14 protein-coding genes are annotated in these 15,699 nt (G+C 65.5%); 7 read left to right on the top strand and 7 right to left on the bottom strand.

The window, feature by feature from the left end:
- Nucleotides 1–48 precede the first annotated feature (48 nt).
- Both BMZ97_RS08630 and fabI read left to right on the top strand, forming a co-directional pair.
- On the top strand, nucleotides 49–963 hold the full coding sequence (locus BMZ97_RS08630; protein ID WP_092167507.1) for a DnaJ C-terminal domain-containing protein: 915 nt from the start codon (nucleotides 49–51) through the stop codon (nucleotides 961–963).
- Nucleotides 964–1,102: 139 nt separating this feature from the next.
- Nucleotides 1,103–1,945 carry an enoyl-ACP reductase FabI gene (fabI, locus tag BMZ97_RS08625; RefSeq protein ID WP_092167505.1) on the top strand — a complete coding sequence of 281 codons (843 nt, stop codon included), beginning with the start codon at nucleotides 1,103–1,105 and terminating at the stop codon, nucleotides 1,943–1,945.
- A 101-nt stretch (nucleotides 1,946–2,046) separates the two neighbouring features.
- Here fabI and BMZ97_RS08620 read toward each other — a convergent pair whose 3' ends face one another.
- The 4 genes from BMZ97_RS08620 to folP all read right to left on the bottom strand — a co-directional run bounded on the left by BMZ97_RS08620 (nucleotide 2,047) and on the right by folP (nucleotide 4,612).
- A complete protein-coding gene (locus BMZ97_RS08620) occupies nucleotides 2,047–2,538 on the bottom strand; it encodes a hypothetical protein (protein ID WP_092167503.1) in 492 nt (163 codons plus the stop codon).
- Between the two features lie 343 nt (nucleotides 2,539–2,881).
- Nucleotides 2,882–3,394 (bottom strand): 2-amino-4-hydroxy-6-hydroxymethyldihydropteridine diphosphokinase, encoded by a 513-nt coding sequence (gene folK, locus BMZ97_RS08615; RefSeq protein ID WP_092167502.1) that lies wholly within the window; start codon nucleotides 3,392–3,394, stop codon nucleotides 2,882–2,884.
- Nucleotides 3,384–3,758 carry a dihydroneopterin aldolase gene (folB, locus tag BMZ97_RS08610; protein ID WP_175525483.1) on the bottom strand — a complete coding sequence of 125 codons (375 nt, stop codon included), beginning with the start codon at nucleotides 3,756–3,758 and terminating at the stop codon, nucleotides 3,384–3,386. Before folB ends, folK begins: the two co-directional genes overlap by 11 nt.
- The gene (gene folP, locus BMZ97_RS08605; protein WP_092167498.1) at nucleotides 3,755–4,612 is read right to left on the bottom strand and encodes a dihydropteroate synthase; all 858 of its coding nucleotides are present in this window, start codon (nucleotides 4,610–4,612) and stop codon (nucleotides 3,755–3,757) included. The genes folB and folP overlap by 4 nt, the downstream gene beginning before the upstream one ends.
- Before the next feature lie 151 nt (nucleotides 4,613–4,763).
- Here folP and BMZ97_RS08600 point away from each other — a divergent pair, with 151 nt between their 5' ends.
- From BMZ97_RS08600 to aroC, 3 genes are all read left to right on the top strand, one after another.
- Nucleotides 4,764–5,360: a histidine phosphatase family protein gene (locus BMZ97_RS08600; RefSeq protein WP_092167496.1), complete on the top strand. Its 597-nt coding sequence runs from the start codon at nucleotides 4,764–4,766 to the stop codon at nucleotides 5,358–5,360.
- 271 nt (nucleotides 5,361–5,631) lie between these two features.
- Nucleotides 5,632–9,645: a Pls/PosA family non-ribosomal peptide synthetase gene (locus BMZ97_RS08595; protein WP_092167495.1), complete on the top strand. Its 4,014-nt coding sequence runs from the start codon at nucleotides 5,632–5,634 to the stop codon at nucleotides 9,643–9,645.
- Between the two features lie 73 nt (nucleotides 9,646–9,718).
- Nucleotides 9,719–10,837 (top strand): chorismate synthase, encoded by a 1,119-nt coding sequence (gene aroC / locus BMZ97_RS08590; RefSeq protein WP_092167493.1) that lies wholly within the window; start codon nucleotides 9,719–9,721, stop codon nucleotides 10,835–10,837.
- Nucleotides 10,838–10,848: 11 nt separating this feature from the next.
- Here the strand turns inward: aroC and BMZ97_RS08585 are convergent, their stop codons facing one another.
- Nucleotides 10,849–11,043, bottom strand: coding sequence for a hypothetical protein (locus BMZ97_RS08585; protein WP_092167492.1), 195 nt, complete (start codon nucleotides 11,041–11,043; stop codon nucleotides 10,849–10,851).
- A 34-nt stretch (nucleotides 11,044–11,077) separates the two neighbouring features.
- On the opposite strand from BMZ97_RS08585, the gene ribB reads away from it, so the two are divergent.
- Nucleotides 11,078–12,355, top strand: a complete 1,278-nt coding sequence (gene ribB, locus BMZ97_RS08580) for a 3,4-dihydroxy-2-butanone-4-phosphate synthase (protein WP_175525482.1) — start codon at nucleotides 11,078–11,080, stop codon at nucleotides 12,353–12,355.
- Between the two features lie 48 nt (nucleotides 12,356–12,403).
- Here ribB and BMZ97_RS08575 read toward each other — a convergent pair whose 3' ends face one another.
- Nucleotides 12,404–13,333 carry a histone deacetylase family protein gene (locus BMZ97_RS08575; protein WP_092168815.1) on the bottom strand — a complete coding sequence of 310 codons (930 nt, stop codon included), beginning with the start codon at nucleotides 13,331–13,333 and terminating at the stop codon, nucleotides 12,404–12,406.
- A gap of 229 nt (nucleotides 13,334–13,562) precedes the next feature.
- On the opposite strand from BMZ97_RS08575, the gene BMZ97_RS08570 reads away from it, so the two are divergent.
- Nucleotides 13,563–14,159: a L,D-transpeptidase gene (locus tag BMZ97_RS08570; RefSeq protein ID WP_092167490.1), complete on the top strand. Its 597-nt coding sequence runs from the start codon at nucleotides 13,563–13,565 to the stop codon at nucleotides 14,157–14,159.
- Nucleotides 14,160–14,461: 302 nt separating this feature from the next.
- Here the strand turns inward: BMZ97_RS08570 and BMZ97_RS08565 are convergent, their stop codons facing one another.
- The gene (locus BMZ97_RS08565; protein ID WP_092167489.1) at nucleotides 14,462–15,358 is read right to left on the bottom strand and encodes a metallophosphoesterase; all 897 of its coding nucleotides are present in this window, start codon (nucleotides 15,356–15,358) and stop codon (nucleotides 14,462–14,464) included.
- Between the last annotated feature and the right edge of the window lie 341 nt (nucleotides 15,359–15,699).

Genomic DNA, 15,699 nt, shown 5'->3' with positions numbered 1-15,699 from the left:
CGGCACGCGGCCGCCAGGCAGCTTCTGTCGTGCGAATGGGGTCTATGAATGCGCGATCCGTATCAGGTTCTGGGCGTCGCCCGGTCGGCCAAAGAGGACGAGATCAAGAAGGCTTACCGGAAGCGGGCCAAGGATCTGCATCCCGATCGCAACCGGGACGATCCCAAGGCGCAGGACCGTTTTGCCGAACTCAACGGCGCCTATGAGATCCTTGGCGACGAGGCCAAGCGCAAGCAGTTCGACCGCGGCGAGATCGATGCCGAGGGCAAGCCCAAATTCGCTGGCTTCGAGGGTATGGGCGCCGGGCGCGGCGGCCGCGCCGGGGGCTTTGAATTCAATTTCGGCCAGGGCGGCGGCCAGCCCTTCGGCCGCGGCGGGCAGGATGCCGGCTTCGATCCGGCCGATATCTTCGGCTCGCTCTTTGGCGATGCGGCGCGACGTGGCGCCCGGACCAGGCCGGAGGCGCAGAAGCCGCCGGAGCAGAGCTTCACGCTGGAGGTGACGCTGGCGCAGGCGGTGGCGGGGGCGTCGCGGCGCGTCCGGCTGCCGGGCGGGCGCGAGGTCGAGGTCACGATCCCCGAGGGCGTCGCCGACGGCAAGGTCATGCGCCTGCGCGGTCTTGGCCAGGTCGACCCGCATTCGGGCGAGGCCGGCGACGTGATGATGACGATCAAGGTCAAGCCCGATCCACGCTTCACGGTCGAGGGCAACGATCTGCGCACCCGCGTGCCGGTGCCGCTGGCCAAGGCGGTGCTTGGCGGCCCGCTGCATGTGCCGACGCTGACCGGCGCCGTCGAGATGAAGATCCCGCCATTGACGGGCACGACTCGGCAGTTCCGCCTGCGTGGCAAGGGGCTGAAGGGGGAGAAGGGCGCGGTCGGCGATCTCTTCGTCGCCATCGACATCGAGATGCCGGCTACCGACGACGAACTGACGGCGTTGATGAAGGCGCGCACGACGTAAGAGCTTGCGCTCGCGCGCTTTACCAGAGTGTGCTGGCTCGCGCCGGCCATCGAAGCGCCGCAACTGGCGAAAACCGGTTTCCACTTTTCGGCGTCCTGTTCTATGAGACCCCTCCTTTTGTTTCGTTCCAGGGTCTCCGATGCCTGACGCCATCACCGCCGTCCTTCCGACCGCTAATCTGCTCAAGGGCAAGCGCGGCCTCGTGATGGGTGTCGCCAACAACCGTTCGATCGCCTGGGGCATTGCCAAGGCCGCTGCCGACGCCGGTGCGGAACTCGCCTTCACCTATCAGGGCGATGCGCTGAAGAAGCGCGTCGAGCCTCTGGCGAAGGAGCTCGGCGGCCATGTCGTCGGCCATTGCGATGTCACCGATTCGGCGTCGATCGACGCCGTCTTCGCCGAGATCGAGAAGCTCTGGGGCAAGCTCGACTTCGTCGTCCACTGCATCGCCTTCTCCGACAAGGACGAATTGACCGGCCGCTATGTCGAGACCAGCGAGGCGAACTTCACCAAGTCGCTCTTGATCTCCTGCTACTCTTTCACCGCCGTGACACAGCGCGCGGAGAAGCTGATGAGTGACGGCGGCGCCATGCTGACGCTGACCTATTACGGCGCCGAGAAATGGATGCCGCATTACAACGTCATGGGCGTCGCCAAAGCCGCGCTCGAGGCGAGCGTGCAATATCTTGCCGCCGATCTCGGCCCCTCGAAGATCCGCGTCAACGCGATCTCGGCCGGGCCGATCAAGACGCTGGCGGCGTCGGGTATCGGCGATTTCCGCTACATCCTGCGCTGGAACGAGTACAATTCGCCGCTGCGCCGCACCGTGACGATCGAGGAGGTCGGCGAGACCGCGGTCTTCCTGGTTTCCGACATGTCACGCGGCATCACCGGCGAGATCCTGCATGTCGATGCGGGCTATCATGTCGTCGGCATGAAGGTGCCGACTGCGCCGGACATCTCACTCGAACGCAGCGAGTGAGCGGGCGGCGGTCCCGCTCCAAAGTTCGGCCGTCGATCGTATCGCGGAGCACTATCGGCTCAGGTCAGGCCCTGAGCCGATAGCGTTTTGCCAAATGGCGTTCAATTGATCGCCTTGATGCTTCCAAAGATCGCGTCGAGCTCTTTGCCATGCGTCTCGCGCTCCTCATCGGAGCCCCAGACGGTCAGCATGATCATGCGGTTTTGGCCCGCGGGCAGCAGGATGAAGTCGACCTTCGTCGGGCCGTTGCCGTCGGTGGTGCGATACTGGAAGATCGTGGCCGGAATGCCGTTCAAGGGAGCCTCAGCCTTGATCGGCTCGACCTTCTTGATCTTGTTGTCCTTCATCCAGGCATCGTTGTTGGCGAGCATCTTGTCGATGTTGCGCGCATCGGCAAACTCGACCGAGAAGAACACCGCCTCATCCTGCGGGCGGGCGGAATAGCCGTAGTCGATCTCCTGGGTCTTCCAGTCGTTGGGAACGGTGATGGTCACGGCCGGGTTCTTGGTCGGGACGGCGAAGTTTTTCGCAAAGGCCGGCGCGATCATGAGAAGCGCGGCGATGACGGCGGCGAGGGGACGAGCGAGTGTCATGGTAGGTTCTTTCAAGCCAGGCTCCGTCTTGTCGCCTGCAGCGCTTTTCTCCTGCACCGATGACCGATATGACGCAACGTTGGTCGCACGGTCACTTTGGATAACGGTTAATTAACGTAAGGGCAGAAAGGCGCGCGCCGAGCGTTGCATTGTTCAGGAACTGAGCCGCGACCAACGTTGGCGAATAGAGACCTTGCCGCGATTGCGAGCAAGTGGCGGGGTGATTTCCGTCTGACCTAGAGCAGTTTCCGATCCGACTGGATCGGAAACTGCTCCTGCTCTTTGTTCCAACGCGTTGTCTTCACGCGAACCGGTATCCGCTTCGCTCGAAAACGCTCTAGTCCTAGTCCAGCGCGCACCTCAAGCGTTCGGTCGCCTCCGCGTCCCGCCTGACAGTGGGGTCGGCGAGCTTGTCGCGGAGCTTGGCTGCAGTCTGGCCGCCGATTGCCAGCATGGGCGCGATCTCCGCCAGCGGCGCGAGGGCGAAGGCGCGCTCGGCCAGGCGCGGATGTGGTACCTGCAGGCCGGGCTGGTCGATCTCAGCGTCGCCATAGCTCAGAATGTCGATGTCGAGCGTGCGCGGCCCCCAGCGCTCGAGGCGCTCGCGACCCTGCCGCTTCTCGATGTCGAGGACGAGGGCAAGCAACTCGACCGCCGGCAGGCTGGTTTCAATCAGCGCGGCCATGTTGAGGAATTCCGGCTGGTCGAGCCGCCCCCAGGGCGGCGTCCGGTAGACCGAGGAGATCTTGCCCAGCCTGATCCTGGGATGCGCGGCGAGCGCTTTCAGCGCCGCTGCGAAGGCTGCGACCGGGTTACCCAGATTGCCGCCGAGCCCGAGTGCGGCCTCAATCGCCACGCGGGTAGCTCAGCTTGATGCCGACGCTGGCGAGCGTGGCGTGGATCGGCGGGGCGGGCTTGCGCAAGGTGACTTCGACGCGATTCACCGGGGGAAAGCCGTCGAGCACGGCCATCGCCACGGCGCGCGCCGCTGCTTCCAGGAGGTTGAAGCGCTTGGCGGTGAAGGCGTCCGTCACCACAGCGACGACCTTGCCGTAATTCACCGTGTCGGCGAGGCTGTCGCTGATCGCCGAGGAGCGCAGATCGGTCTCCAGCAGGAGGTCGAGCGTAAAGCGCTGCCCGAGCCGCTCCTCCTCCGAGAAGAAGCCGTGATAGGCGTAGATATCGAGCTTCTCGATCAGAATGCTGCCGGTTTCGCTCACGGGGCGCCCTTTGCGGAGTTCAGGCTGGCGGAATTGGCGATGGCGGCCCAGACCTGGAGCGCCTCGTGATGGACGCGCACGTCATGGGCGCGGATGATGGCCGCGCCTTGCGAGACGCCATAGAGATGGCTGCTGATGCTGCCGGCGACGCGCTCGGCGGCAATTTTCTGGCCAGTGATCCGCCCGATCATCGATTTGCGCGAGGCCCCGAGCAGGATCGGGCAACCCAGTTCCTTCAGGCGGCCGAGATCACGGATCAAGGCGAGGTTCTGCGCTGGGGCCTTGCCGAAGCCGATGCCGGGATCGACGACGATCTGGCTGTGCGGCACTCCGGCGGAGGTGGCAATGGCGATGGAGCGCTCCAGGAAGCGCAGCACGTCGTCGAAGATGTCGATGTCGGGATCGACCGTTTCGCGGTTGTGCATCAGGACCATGGGCGCGCCGTAGCGCGCCGCGGCCTCGGCTATGGCGGGCTCGCGCTGCGCGCCCCAGATATCGTTGACGATGGCGGCACCCGCGCTCAGCGCGGCTTCGGCAACTTCGGCCTTCCAGGTGTCGATCGAGACCGGCACCGAAAGCGCGTTGGCGAGCCCCGCGACCACGGGCCGCACCCGCGCGATCTCGGTCGCGGCGTCGATGGCGGCATGGCCCGGCCGGGTCGATTCCCCGCCGACATCAATGATGGCAGCCCCCTCCATCGCCAAAGTGAGGCCATGAGCGATCGCCTCCTCCGCATTGGCGAGCAGGCCGCCATCGGAGAAGGAATCGGGCGTGATGTTGACGACGCCCATGATGAGCGGCCTCGCATCGAGAGCGAGGCTATGGCCATCGGGCAAGGTGAGAGCCAGGGACATTCAAACCTGCTGCAGCAGCGAAGAGCCGCCTATATACGGCGCATCGGGCCTCGGCCAACAGAAAGCGACGGCGCTCGCCATGGCCGCGACGCATGACCGCCGCCCGCGAGGGACTTTGACGGGCAAAGCGCCAGCGTGCATGAGCCCCCACATGATCCCGATCACGCTCCCGCAACGGCTCATTCTCATTCGCCACGGCGAAACCGAGTGGAATCGCGAAGGCCGCCTGCAGGGCGCCCAGGACATCCCGCTCAACGCCTTGGGGCGGACGCAGGCTGCGGAGGCGGCCGAGCGATTGAAAGCCCTGGCGCCGGATTTCGCGGCGTTCGACTACATTGCCTCGCCGATGGAGCGAGCGCGCGAGACCATGGACATCCTGCGCGGCCAATTGCAGCTGGAGCCTGGCGCCTACCGCATCGACGAACGCTTGCGCGAGCTGACCTTCGGCGATTGGGAAGGCTTCACCTGGCGGGAGATCCGCAAGAGCGAGCGCGAACAGGCGCAGATGCGCGAGCGCGACAAATGGGGCTTCGTGCCGCCGGGCGGCGAGAGCTACCGGATGCTCGCCGAACGCATCAGGCCCGTGCTGAAGGAGCTCCGGCGCGAGACGGTCATCGTCAGCCACGGCGGCATTGCGCGCGCCGTATTGGCACTGGTCGGGGCGGTGTCTCCGCAGAAGGCCGCGCTCGTCGATATCTGGCAGGGCAAGATCCTGGTGGTATCAGGCAATCAGGCCGACTGGCTCTAAAGGCGCTGCGGGATTAAGCTGCTGTTGCGGCAGCGTGCTGGAACCCAAGCGTTCATCACGGGTTCAGTCATGGTTTGGCAAGGTCGTTCTGCTAAGGCAGTTTCGTGCGGCGGTGGCATGCTCGGCCGGAAGGCACAGCGGGAAGAGCGCATCGGGGGGTGTGGCTCGCCCGTGTTTTTTTGAAGGTGCGTCGCAGGGGTGCGAGTGCCTGGTTCGGGGGTGCTTTCCGCCTCGCTCCGGGATGTCGTGGTTCTGAGCGCAGCGGGGCGCGATGAACGACATCAGCAATTTTTCGGCAAAGACGGCCGTGATGGGCGCGCAGGCGCTCGCGATCTTGGTGGGCGAGAAGCGCCCGGATCTGATCCGAGACGAGGTGCTGGGCGAGATCTTCGCCGCGACCGTCGCAGCGCGCGGCGGCGAGACGGCTTTGCGCGACGGCGCGCGGGGCTTGAGCTATGCCGAGGTCTGGGCCGCCTCCGGGCGGCAGGCGCGGGGCCTGGCCCTCGCAGGCGTCGGTCCCGGCGACATGGTCGGCCTGTGGATGCCACGCGGCATCGATCTCCTGATCGCTCAGATCGCGATCACGCGTTCAGGCGCGGCCTGGGTGCCGTTCGACGCCGAGGCGCCGGTCGAGCGGATCGCCGTTTGCCTGAAGGACGCCGAGGCCAAGGGCCTCGTCACATCCGTGGATTGGCAGGGCAGGGCAGCGGGCACGGGCCGCACGGTCTGGAGCCCGGAGGATCTGGCGGCTCGCGACGACGGCACCGAGATGCCGGCGCGGGCAGCCGGCCTGACCAAGGACCAACCGGCCTATCTGATCTACACCTCCGGCTCGACGGGTACGCCCAAGGCGATCGTCATCAGCCATCGCAACATCTGCCATTTCCTGCGCTCGGGGAACGCCTTCTACGGTATCGGCCCCGACGACGTTGTGTTCCAGGGCGCTTCGGTCGCTTTCGACCTGTCGATGGAGGAGATCTGGACGCCTTATCTGGTGGGGGCGGCTCTCTACGTTGCGAGCCCCGAGACCATGGGCGATGCAGAGAAGCTCCCGGCTCTGCTGACCGAGGCCGGCGTAACCGTGATCGACACGGTGCCGACGCTGCTCGGCATCCTGCCCTCGGACGTGCCCTCGCTCCGGCTGATCCTGCTCGGCGGCGAGGCGCTGCCGCCGGCGATCGTCCAGAAATGGTCGAAGCCGGGCCGGCGCATCCTCAACACCTATGGCCCGACCGAGGCGACCGTGGTCGCGACCGCGGCCGAGGTCCGTCCGGGCGAGGTCGTGACGATCGGGCAGCCGATCGCCAACTACACCGCCTATATCGTCAATGAGGCGATGCAGTTGGTCGGCCCCGGCGAGCAGGGCGAATTGCTGATCGGCGGCCCCGGCGTCGCCAAGGGCTATCATGGCCGCCCCGAGCTGACGGCCGAGAAGTTCATCGCCAATCCCTTCGGCGGAATCGACGACCCGGTGCTCTATCGCTCCGGCGATGCGGTCAGTCTTGATGCCGACAGCAATATCGTCTTCCACGGCCGCATCGACGATCAGATCAAGATCCGCGGCTTCCGCGTCGAACTCGGCGAGATCGAGTCGAAGCTCGCCGACGAGCCGGGCGTCAGCCAGGCGGCCGTGGTGCTGCGCACCGATGATGAGATCGAGCGACTCGTCGCTTTCGTCGTGGCCGAGCCAGGCGTGGCGGTCGATGGCGCGGCCTTGCGTGCGGCGCTGCGCGACAAGCTGCCGCCCTATATGGTGCCGGCGCATTTCGAGGCTGTGGGCTCGCTGCCGCGTATGGTCTCCGGCAAGGTCGACCGCAAGATGCTCAAGGCGGCGCCGCTGACGGCGCCGAGCGCGGCAGGCGAGCAGGAGCCGCCGCGCAACGCAACGGAAGCGGCACTGCTGGACGCAGCCAAGCGCGTGCTGGGCGCGGCCAGCCTGCCGCTCGATGCCGATTTCTTCATGGATCTCGGCGGTCACTCGTTGCTGGCCGCGCGCTTCATCTCGATCGTGCGTGAGACGCCGGCCTATGCCGGCATCACGCTGCAGGACGTCTATGGCGCGCGCACCCTGCGTGGCATGGCGGCGCTGCTCGACGGGCGGGGCATCGCGGAGGTCGAGGATCTCTCCTTCACGCCACCGCCGTTGCTGCGCCGTTTCCTTTGCGGCCTCGCCCAGGCCGCGGTGCTGCCGATCATCATCGGCCTGTCGACCGCGCAATGGCTCGGCATCTTCGTCACCTACATGATCATGTCGGGTGAGGACCTGTCGCTGACCGGCCAGGTTTTCGCGCTGCTCGGTGTCTATGTCGCGATCACCATCGTGACCGGGCTGATTGCGATCGCGCTGAAATGGATCGTACTCGGCCGGACCAAGCCGGGCGTCTATCCGCTTTGGGGGGTCTATTATTTCCGTTGGTGGTTCGCGGCCCGCGTCGCCGGACTCGTGCACATCAAATGGTTTCAGGGCACGCCGGTGATGCGGTTCTACTGGCGCCTGCTTGGCGCCAAGGTCGGCCGCGACGTCATCATCTCGGATTACGAGGCCGGCGCGATCGACCTGATCGAGATCGGCGAGGGCACCGCGCTCGGCTCCAAGACCACTTTCGCCAATGGCGAGGCGATGGGCGACAAGCTGATCATCGGTCGGATCAGGATCGGCAAGGACGTCTCGGCTGGCGCCTCCGTCGTGTTCGGGCACGGCAGCGTCATCGGCGACCATGCCGAGATCTGCGATTTGAGCGCGATTCCGCCCCAGACCCATGTCGGCAAGGCCGAGATCTGGGACGGCACGCCCGCGCGCAAAACCGGCATGGTCGATCTCGCCTTGTTGCCGCCGCAGGCGCAGGCCAGCGCCCTTCGGCGCGCCGCAATGACGGCCTTCTACGTCGCCATGCTGATCGTGCTGCCGCCGGTCAGCCTGCTGCCGATCTTTCCGGCCTTCTGGCTGTTCGACCAGATCGACGACTGGGTCGCGAGCTGGTCCGAGATCAGCTATCTCTGGTATCTGCCGCTCCTGACCTGGCCGACGGCGATCGGTTTGATCGCCTTCACCGTGCTGCTGATGGCGGGGCTGCGCTGGGTGATCCTGCCGCGCGTGACCTCGGGCTCGTACTCGATCCATTCCGGCTTCTACGCCCGCAAATGGACCGTGGCGCTGGCGACCGAGGTGACGCTGGAGACGCTGTCCTCGCTGTTTGCGACGATCTATATGCGGGCCTGGTACCGCATCATGGGTGCGCACATCGGCCAGGGCGCCGAAATCTCGACCAACCTGTCGGGCCGCTACGACCTCACCGGCATCGGCACCGGCAATTTTATCGCCGACGAGGTCGTCTTCGGCGACGAGGACATGCGGCGCGGCTATATGCGGCTCGACATGACCCGGACTGGCGATCAGGTCTTTGTCGGCAACGACGCCGTCGTGCCGCCGGGCGCCGTCATTCCTGACCGCGTGCTGATCGGCATCAAGTCAAAGCCGCCCGCCAACGAGTTGATGCAGCCCGGCGATACCTGGTTCGGCTCGCCGCCGATCCGCCTGCCGACGCGCCAGAAGGTCGATCTCGGCGCCGACTGGACTTATAAGCCGTCGTTGCGCAAGCAGTTCGCGCGCGGCATCTTCGAGGCGCTCCACACCTCGTTCCCGGCGATGTTGTTCATCACCTTTGGTACGATCGCGGTCGATCTCGTGCTGCAGCGTGAAATCAACCATCGGGATTGGCTCGGTCTTGCCGTTTCCTTCACCTCTGTCGCCATGATCATTGCGATCACGCAGGCGCTGATCTGCGCTGCGATCAAATGGCTGATGATGGGCGTCTACAGGCCGGTGATGAAGCCGATGTGGTCTTGGTGGGCGATGCGCACCGAGGCGGTGGCGGTGCTGTATTGGGGGTTGGGCGGCAAGGTGTTGTTCGACTATCTGCGCGGCACGCCGTTCCTGCCCTGGTTCCTGATGCTGTTCGGCGCCAAGTTCGGCAAGGGCTGCTGGCTCGACACGACCGACATCACCGAGTTCGACTGCGTCAAGATGGGCGATTACTGCACCATCAACGCCCATTCGGCCCTGCAGACGCATCTCTATGAGGATCGCGTCATGAAGGTCGGCCGGGTCCATCTCGGCAAGGGGGTCTGCGTCGGAGCGGGCGCGACCGTGCTCTACGACACCCATGTCGGCGATTATGCCCAGATCGGCCTGCTGACCGTGATCATGAAGGGTGAAAACCTGCCGGCGCATACGCGCTGGGAGGGGGCCCCTGCCGTGCCAGCGAAGGCGCCGGCGGGGCACTAAGGCTGCTGGGTGAGTTTGACCGCTCTCCGGCTGTGGGACTAAGAGCCTGACACGAACCTGCGTCAGGCTGCCCATGTCACACAACACCTTCGGCCATCTTTTCCGCGTCACGACCTTCGGCGAGAGCCATGGGCCGGCGATCGGCTGCGTCGTCGATGGCTGCCCACCGCTGCTGCCGCTGACCGAGGCCGATATCCAGGTCGAGCTCGATCGCCGCCGGCCCGGCCAGTCACGCTTCACCACCCAGCGCCAGGAGCCAGACCAGGTGCGGATCGTCTCGGGCGTCTTCGCGCGCGAGAGCGATGGCGTGCAGGTCACGACCGGGACCTCGATCGGGCTGATGATCGACAATGTCGACCAGCGTTCGAAGGACTATTCGGACATCAAGGACAAGTACCGGCCCGGCCATGCCGATTTCACCTATGACGTGAAATACGGCATTCGCGATTATCGCGGCGGCGGGCGCTCCTCGGCTCGCGAGACCGCGATGCGGGTCGCGGCCGGCGCGATCGCGCGCAAGGTCGTGCCCGGCATGGTCGTGCGCGGCGCGCTGGTGCAGATGGGTCCCCACAAGATCGACCGCAACAACTGGGATTGGGCCGAGGTCGGCAACAACCCGTTCTTCTGCCCCGACGCCAAGGCGGCTCAGCTGTTCGAGAGCTATCTTGACGGTATCAGGAAATCCGGCTCCTCGATCGGCGCGGTGCTGGAGATCGTCGCGGAGGGCGTGCCGGCGGGGCTGGGCGCGCCGATCTATGGCAAGCTCGATGCGGAGATCGCCGCCGCCTTGATGAGCATCAACGCGGTCAAAGGCGTCGAGATCGGCGATGGTTTCGGCGCAGCCGAGCTGTCGGGGGAGGAGAATGCCGACGAGATGCGCGCTGGCAATGACGGCGCGCCGCTGTTCCTGTCGAACCATGCCGGCGGCGTCCTCGGCGGCATCTCGACCGGGCAGCCGATCGTGGCGCGCTTCGCGGTGAAGCCGACCTCCTCGATCCTGGCGACGCGGGCGACCGTGACGCGTACCGGCGGCGAGGCCGAGATGTTCACCAAGGGCCGCCACGACCCCTGTGTCGGCATCCGTGCCGTGCCGGTTGGCGAGGCGATGGTCGCCTGCGTGCTGGCGGACCAGTATCTGCGCCACCGCGCGCAGGTTGGCGTGGTGGAGCCGCGCTGGCCGTTTCAGCCGTAGCGGGCCGTCTCTCATCCAAGAGTTAGAGCAGGATCAATGCGAAAAACCGGCTCGCACTTTTTCGCATCCTGCTCTAGGCCGCGCAGCGGATCCGAGAAGCTCTGGCAGAGAAGGTGCCTGTTCCGGCACGAGATGCTCGGATCAAGCTCGATCATGACGGCGGGATCATGCGTTTCAGCAATACTGAAATTCTTCTTCTGCTTCATTGCAACTGAAGCTGCCGCGCATTAGTTTGCGCTGATGAAACTCGACGCTTGGCTCCAGCAGAACAAAATCGGCCGCAGCGCCTTTGCGCGGCAGGTCGGGCTGTCGCCGGCGAGCGTCACCGCGCTCTGCAACGACCAGAGCGCCTGGATCTCGCGCGAAAGCGCCGAGCGTATCGCTGCCGCCACGGGCGGTTCCGTCACCCCCAATGATTTTCTCGGCCTTGTCGGGCCGCGGGAGGCTGCCATGTCCAGCAATGTCACCCAGGCCATCGAGGCTTTCGCACGCGGCGACATCGTCATCGTCACCGATGACGATGACCGTGAGAACGAGGGCGATCTCATCGTCGCCGCCTCGCTCTGCACGCCGGAGAAGATGGCCTTCATCATCCGCAATACCTGCGGCATCGTTTGCGCGCCGCTGACTTCGAGCGAAGCGCGCCGCCTGCGGCTCGACCCGATGGTGTCGTCGAACGATGCCCCGCTCGGTACCGCCTTCACGGTCACGGTCGACGTCAAGCATGGGCTAACCACGGGTATCTCGGCCGAACAGCGCTGCAATACGGTGCGCGCGCTCGCCAACGGCAATATGGGCGCAGCGGACTTTGTGCGGCCGGGCCATGTCTTTCCGCTGATCGCCAAGGATGGCGGCGTGCTGATGCGCTCGGGCCATACCGAAGCCGCCGTCGATCTCTGCAAGCTCGCGAGCCTGCCGCCGGTTGGCGTGATCTGCGAACTCGCCAATGACGACGGCACGGTGATGAAGGGGCCGCAGATCACCGCCTTCGCCCAGAAGCACGGATTGCAGCAGATCACGGTCGCGGATCTGATCGCCTATCGCCAGTCGCGCGAGAAGCTGGTCGAGCGGGTGCACTCCTTCCCGGTGAAGACCGCCTTCGGCGAGATGACGGGGCATGTCTACATCACGCCCTTCGAGGATACGCAGCATTTCGCCTTCGTGATGGGCAAGATCGGCGATGGCGAGAAGGTGCCGGCCCTATTGCACAGGGCCAATGTCGTCGCCGATGTGCTCGGCGGTGCGCCCTCGATCCAGTGTGCGCTGAAGCGCTTCGCGCAGGATGGCCGTGGCGTGTTGATCTATCTGCGCGACGGCTCGGCCGGCGTGCCGATCAAGAGCGTCGAGGATGGTTCCGACGCGCAGCGCACGCAGCAATGGCGCGAGGTCGGGCTGGGCGCACAGATCCTGCGCGACATCGGCGTCGGCTCGATCATCAACCTCGCCTCATCACCGCGTTCCTTCGTGGGGCTGAGCGGCTTCGGGATCGAGATCGCGGACACGCAGCCGCTGGAATAGTGCTCGTCATTCCGGGTTCATGGCTGCACGAAGCCCCGGAATGTCGCTCTACCCCCGCATCAGTGCCATGACATGTGCGGCGGCCGAGCGCGACAGGCCCTCGAGATCGTAGCCGCCTTCCAGAACCGAGACGACGCGCCCCTTGGCGCGGCGGTCGGCGATCTCCATCAGCTTCTGCGTCGCCCAGGCGAAGTCGGCTTCCTTCAAATTGATATTGGCGAGCGGGTCGCGCCAATGCGCGTCGAAGCCGGCCGAGATGACGATGAGGTCGGGTGCGAAAGCTTCGATCCGCGGCAGCAGCGCTGCCTCGAAGGCCTCGCGGAACTCCTCGGAGGCGTCGCCGGCCCGCAAGGGGGCGTTGACGATGGTGCCGTGCTGGCCGCGCTCGGAGGCTGCGCCGGTGCCGGGATAGAGCGGCATCTCATGGGTCGAGGCGTAGAGGACGCTCGGATCATCCCAGAAGATCTCCTGCGTGCCGTTGCCGTGATGCACATCCCAATCGACGATGGCGACACGCTCGACGCCATGGGCCTTCTGGGCGTGGCGGGCAGCGATCGCGGCGGTGTTGAAGAAGCAGAAGCCCATCGCCTTGTCGCTTTCGGCATGGTGACCGGGCGGGCGCGTCGCGCAGAAGGCGTTGGCGATAGCGCCGCGCATGACCTCGTCGACGGCGAAGGTCGCAGCGCCGACGCCGCGTAGCGCAGCCTCGACCGTTCCCGGCGACATCAGCGTGTCCGCGTCGATCTGGACGAGGCCGGTTTTGGGGCTGGCTGCGATCACGGCCTGCGCGAAGGCGGGCGGGTGGCAAAGCGTGACCTGCTCCAGCAGGCCCAGCGGCGCGGTCGCGCGAATCAGGCCCGCGAAGCGCTCGTCCTCCAGCGCCTGCTCGACGGCGCGAATGCGCTCGATGCGCTCGGGATGGCCGGCCGGAGTCTCATGCAGGAGGCTGGCCGGATGCGTGATCAGGAGGGTCGTCACGGAAAAGGCGCCTCGCATTGCGGGTTACGAAGGGTCAGCGTGGCCGCTTTGCAACGGTCCGCCGGGAAGAGCGCGAATCGACAACCACGGCGGGAACCAGATTGCGCCATCTATGTTACGAGCCTAGTCCTTCGCTCGCTTTTCCGTGCCGCGGCCTGCGTTTGGCGTCACAGAACGTTAACCTTTGATTCATCATAAAAGTCGCCGCACGGCCGCTTGGATGGGATGCATGAAACAGACTGTGATCGTATCTCTGGCGCTGTCGGTCCTTCTGGGCGCCTGCCAATACAAGAGCGTGAATGCGCCGGCCCTGTCGGCGCGCGACGCTGAATATATCGCGCTGGTGCCGAAGTTCGAGCACTACGTCACGCAGCTTCCTTATGAGATCACGGATCCGACCGGGCTCGCGCCGGGCACGATCCTGATCGATACGACCGAGAAATATCTCTATTATGTCGAGCCGAACAAGAAGGCGATCCGCTATGCGGTCGCCACCGGCGACGAGGCCTTCGGCTGGACCGGCGAAGCAGTGATCCAGCGCAAGGCCGAGTGGCCGCGCTGGACGCCGCCATCCGAGATGCTGGTGCGCTGGCCGCATCTGAAGCCCTTCGCGGGCGGCATGGAAGGCGGCCCGGAAAATCCGCTCGGCGCGCGCGCGCTGTATCTCTACCAGAACGGGCGCGATACGCTTTACCGCATCCACGGCACCAACGAGCCCGAGACGATCGGCCATTCCGCCTCGTCAGGCTGCATCCGCATGCGCAATATCGATGTGGTCGACCTGTTCAACCGCGTGCCGGTCGGCACGAAGGTGATCGTTCGCTGAGGGCGCGGCGGCGCCTGGCGCGCCGCTTTGACTCAGGACCACTGCGTCATTCTGGGCGAGGCTCTCTCGGGTCCGGCCTTCGGTCGGCAGAGGGACGCAGCTCTGGGATCGGAAACGCGTCATGGTCAGGCTTGACCCGACCATCTCGTAAACCAGAGTGCTCTGGTCATGAGATTCTCACGGCGCGGTCGACACAACAGCAAATCTAAGCGCCATCGCTCCGCGCTAGAGCACTTGCTCTAGCTCATTGTTTTAACGCGTTTTCTTCACGCGAACCGGTATCCACTTCGCTCGAAAACACTCTAGCCCAGCTCCACCAGGACGATCTCCGGCGGCATGCCGAGCCTGACCGGTAGGATGCTGGTGCCAATTCCGCCGGAGACGATCAGGTCGCGTCCGTCACTCTCGCGGATATGGCCGTAGGCGTAGCGCTGGCCATAGCGCGAAGGCACGACCGGCGCCCAGCCGAAAAGCCTGACCTGGCCGCCATGGGTGTGGCCCGACAAGGTCAACGCGATGCGCGGCGGCATGCGCACGAAGGCGTCGGGCTCATGCGCCATCATGATCACGGGTGTGCCGTCGTCATCGATCTGCGCCAGTGTCCCAGTGAGGTCGTCGACGCCGTGGGGCAGGCCCTGGACGCGCTGCAGGAAGGCGATCTGGTCGCCAAGGCCGGCGAGCCAGAGCGGGCCTGCCGCCGTGTCGAGCTTCATTGCGCGGTTTTCCAGCACGGCGATGCCGTTGGCTGCCAGCGCTGCGGCCACCTGGGTCGGGCCGGAGCGGGCCGTTTGCGTTGGCCGGTCGTGCCACCAGTCATGATTGCCCAGCACGGCGTAGACCCCGTCCTTGGCCTGAAGCCGTGCGAGCTCCTCCGCCCAGGCCTGCATGGGCGGGTCCGAGGCGCGGCGCTCGCGGCTCGCGACGAAATCGCCGAGCAGGAGCGTCAGGTCCGGTTTCAGGGCGTTTGCCTGCGTCACGATGTCGGTGACGCGCGAGAGCGGGACGTGGAACCCGCCGATGTGCAGGTCGGAGATCACGGCCAGACGCAACCGCCGGCCGGCAGGCCAACCGCGCGGCGTCAAGCCATAGCGCGTCACGCGCAGCTGCTCGGGCTCCCAGGCCGCAGCATAGCCGGTCGTGCCGAGGCCGGCGAAAAAAAGACCGGCGAGAGCTTGGAGAACTCTGCGCCGGTCAATCATTGAGGGTCTCGAAGAATCTTCGAAGATCAGTCGTCGAAGCCATCGCGAAGGACACCGGCAAGCCGGGATGGTTGATCCTTCGCGTCGTCATCCAACGCGGCTGATATGCATCTCGTTCCATCGGCAACTGCGGGAAAGGCGATCGGACGGAAACGAAAAGCATCGACTTCCCTAGCGGAGGTAACGTGGAAGCCCGCGCTCGCTTGTGTCGTTGCACGAGATATTGGGTGAAATCATGGCCGTGGACGTCGTCGATTGTAGCAGGCTGGTCGATTTTAGCAGGCCGATGGTTCCTGGCCACCGGTCGACATCATATTGGCAAAGGATCCCGCCGCTGGCGC

It is taken from the genome of Allobosea sp. OK403, assembly GCF_900113835.1.
In the GTDB taxonomy this organism is placed as follows: domain Bacteria; phylum Pseudomonadota; class Alphaproteobacteria; order Rhizobiales; family Beijerinckiaceae; genus Allobosea.
Note: the sequence above shows the minus strand (reverse complement) of the source record. Positions and strands in the feature narration are given on the sequence as shown.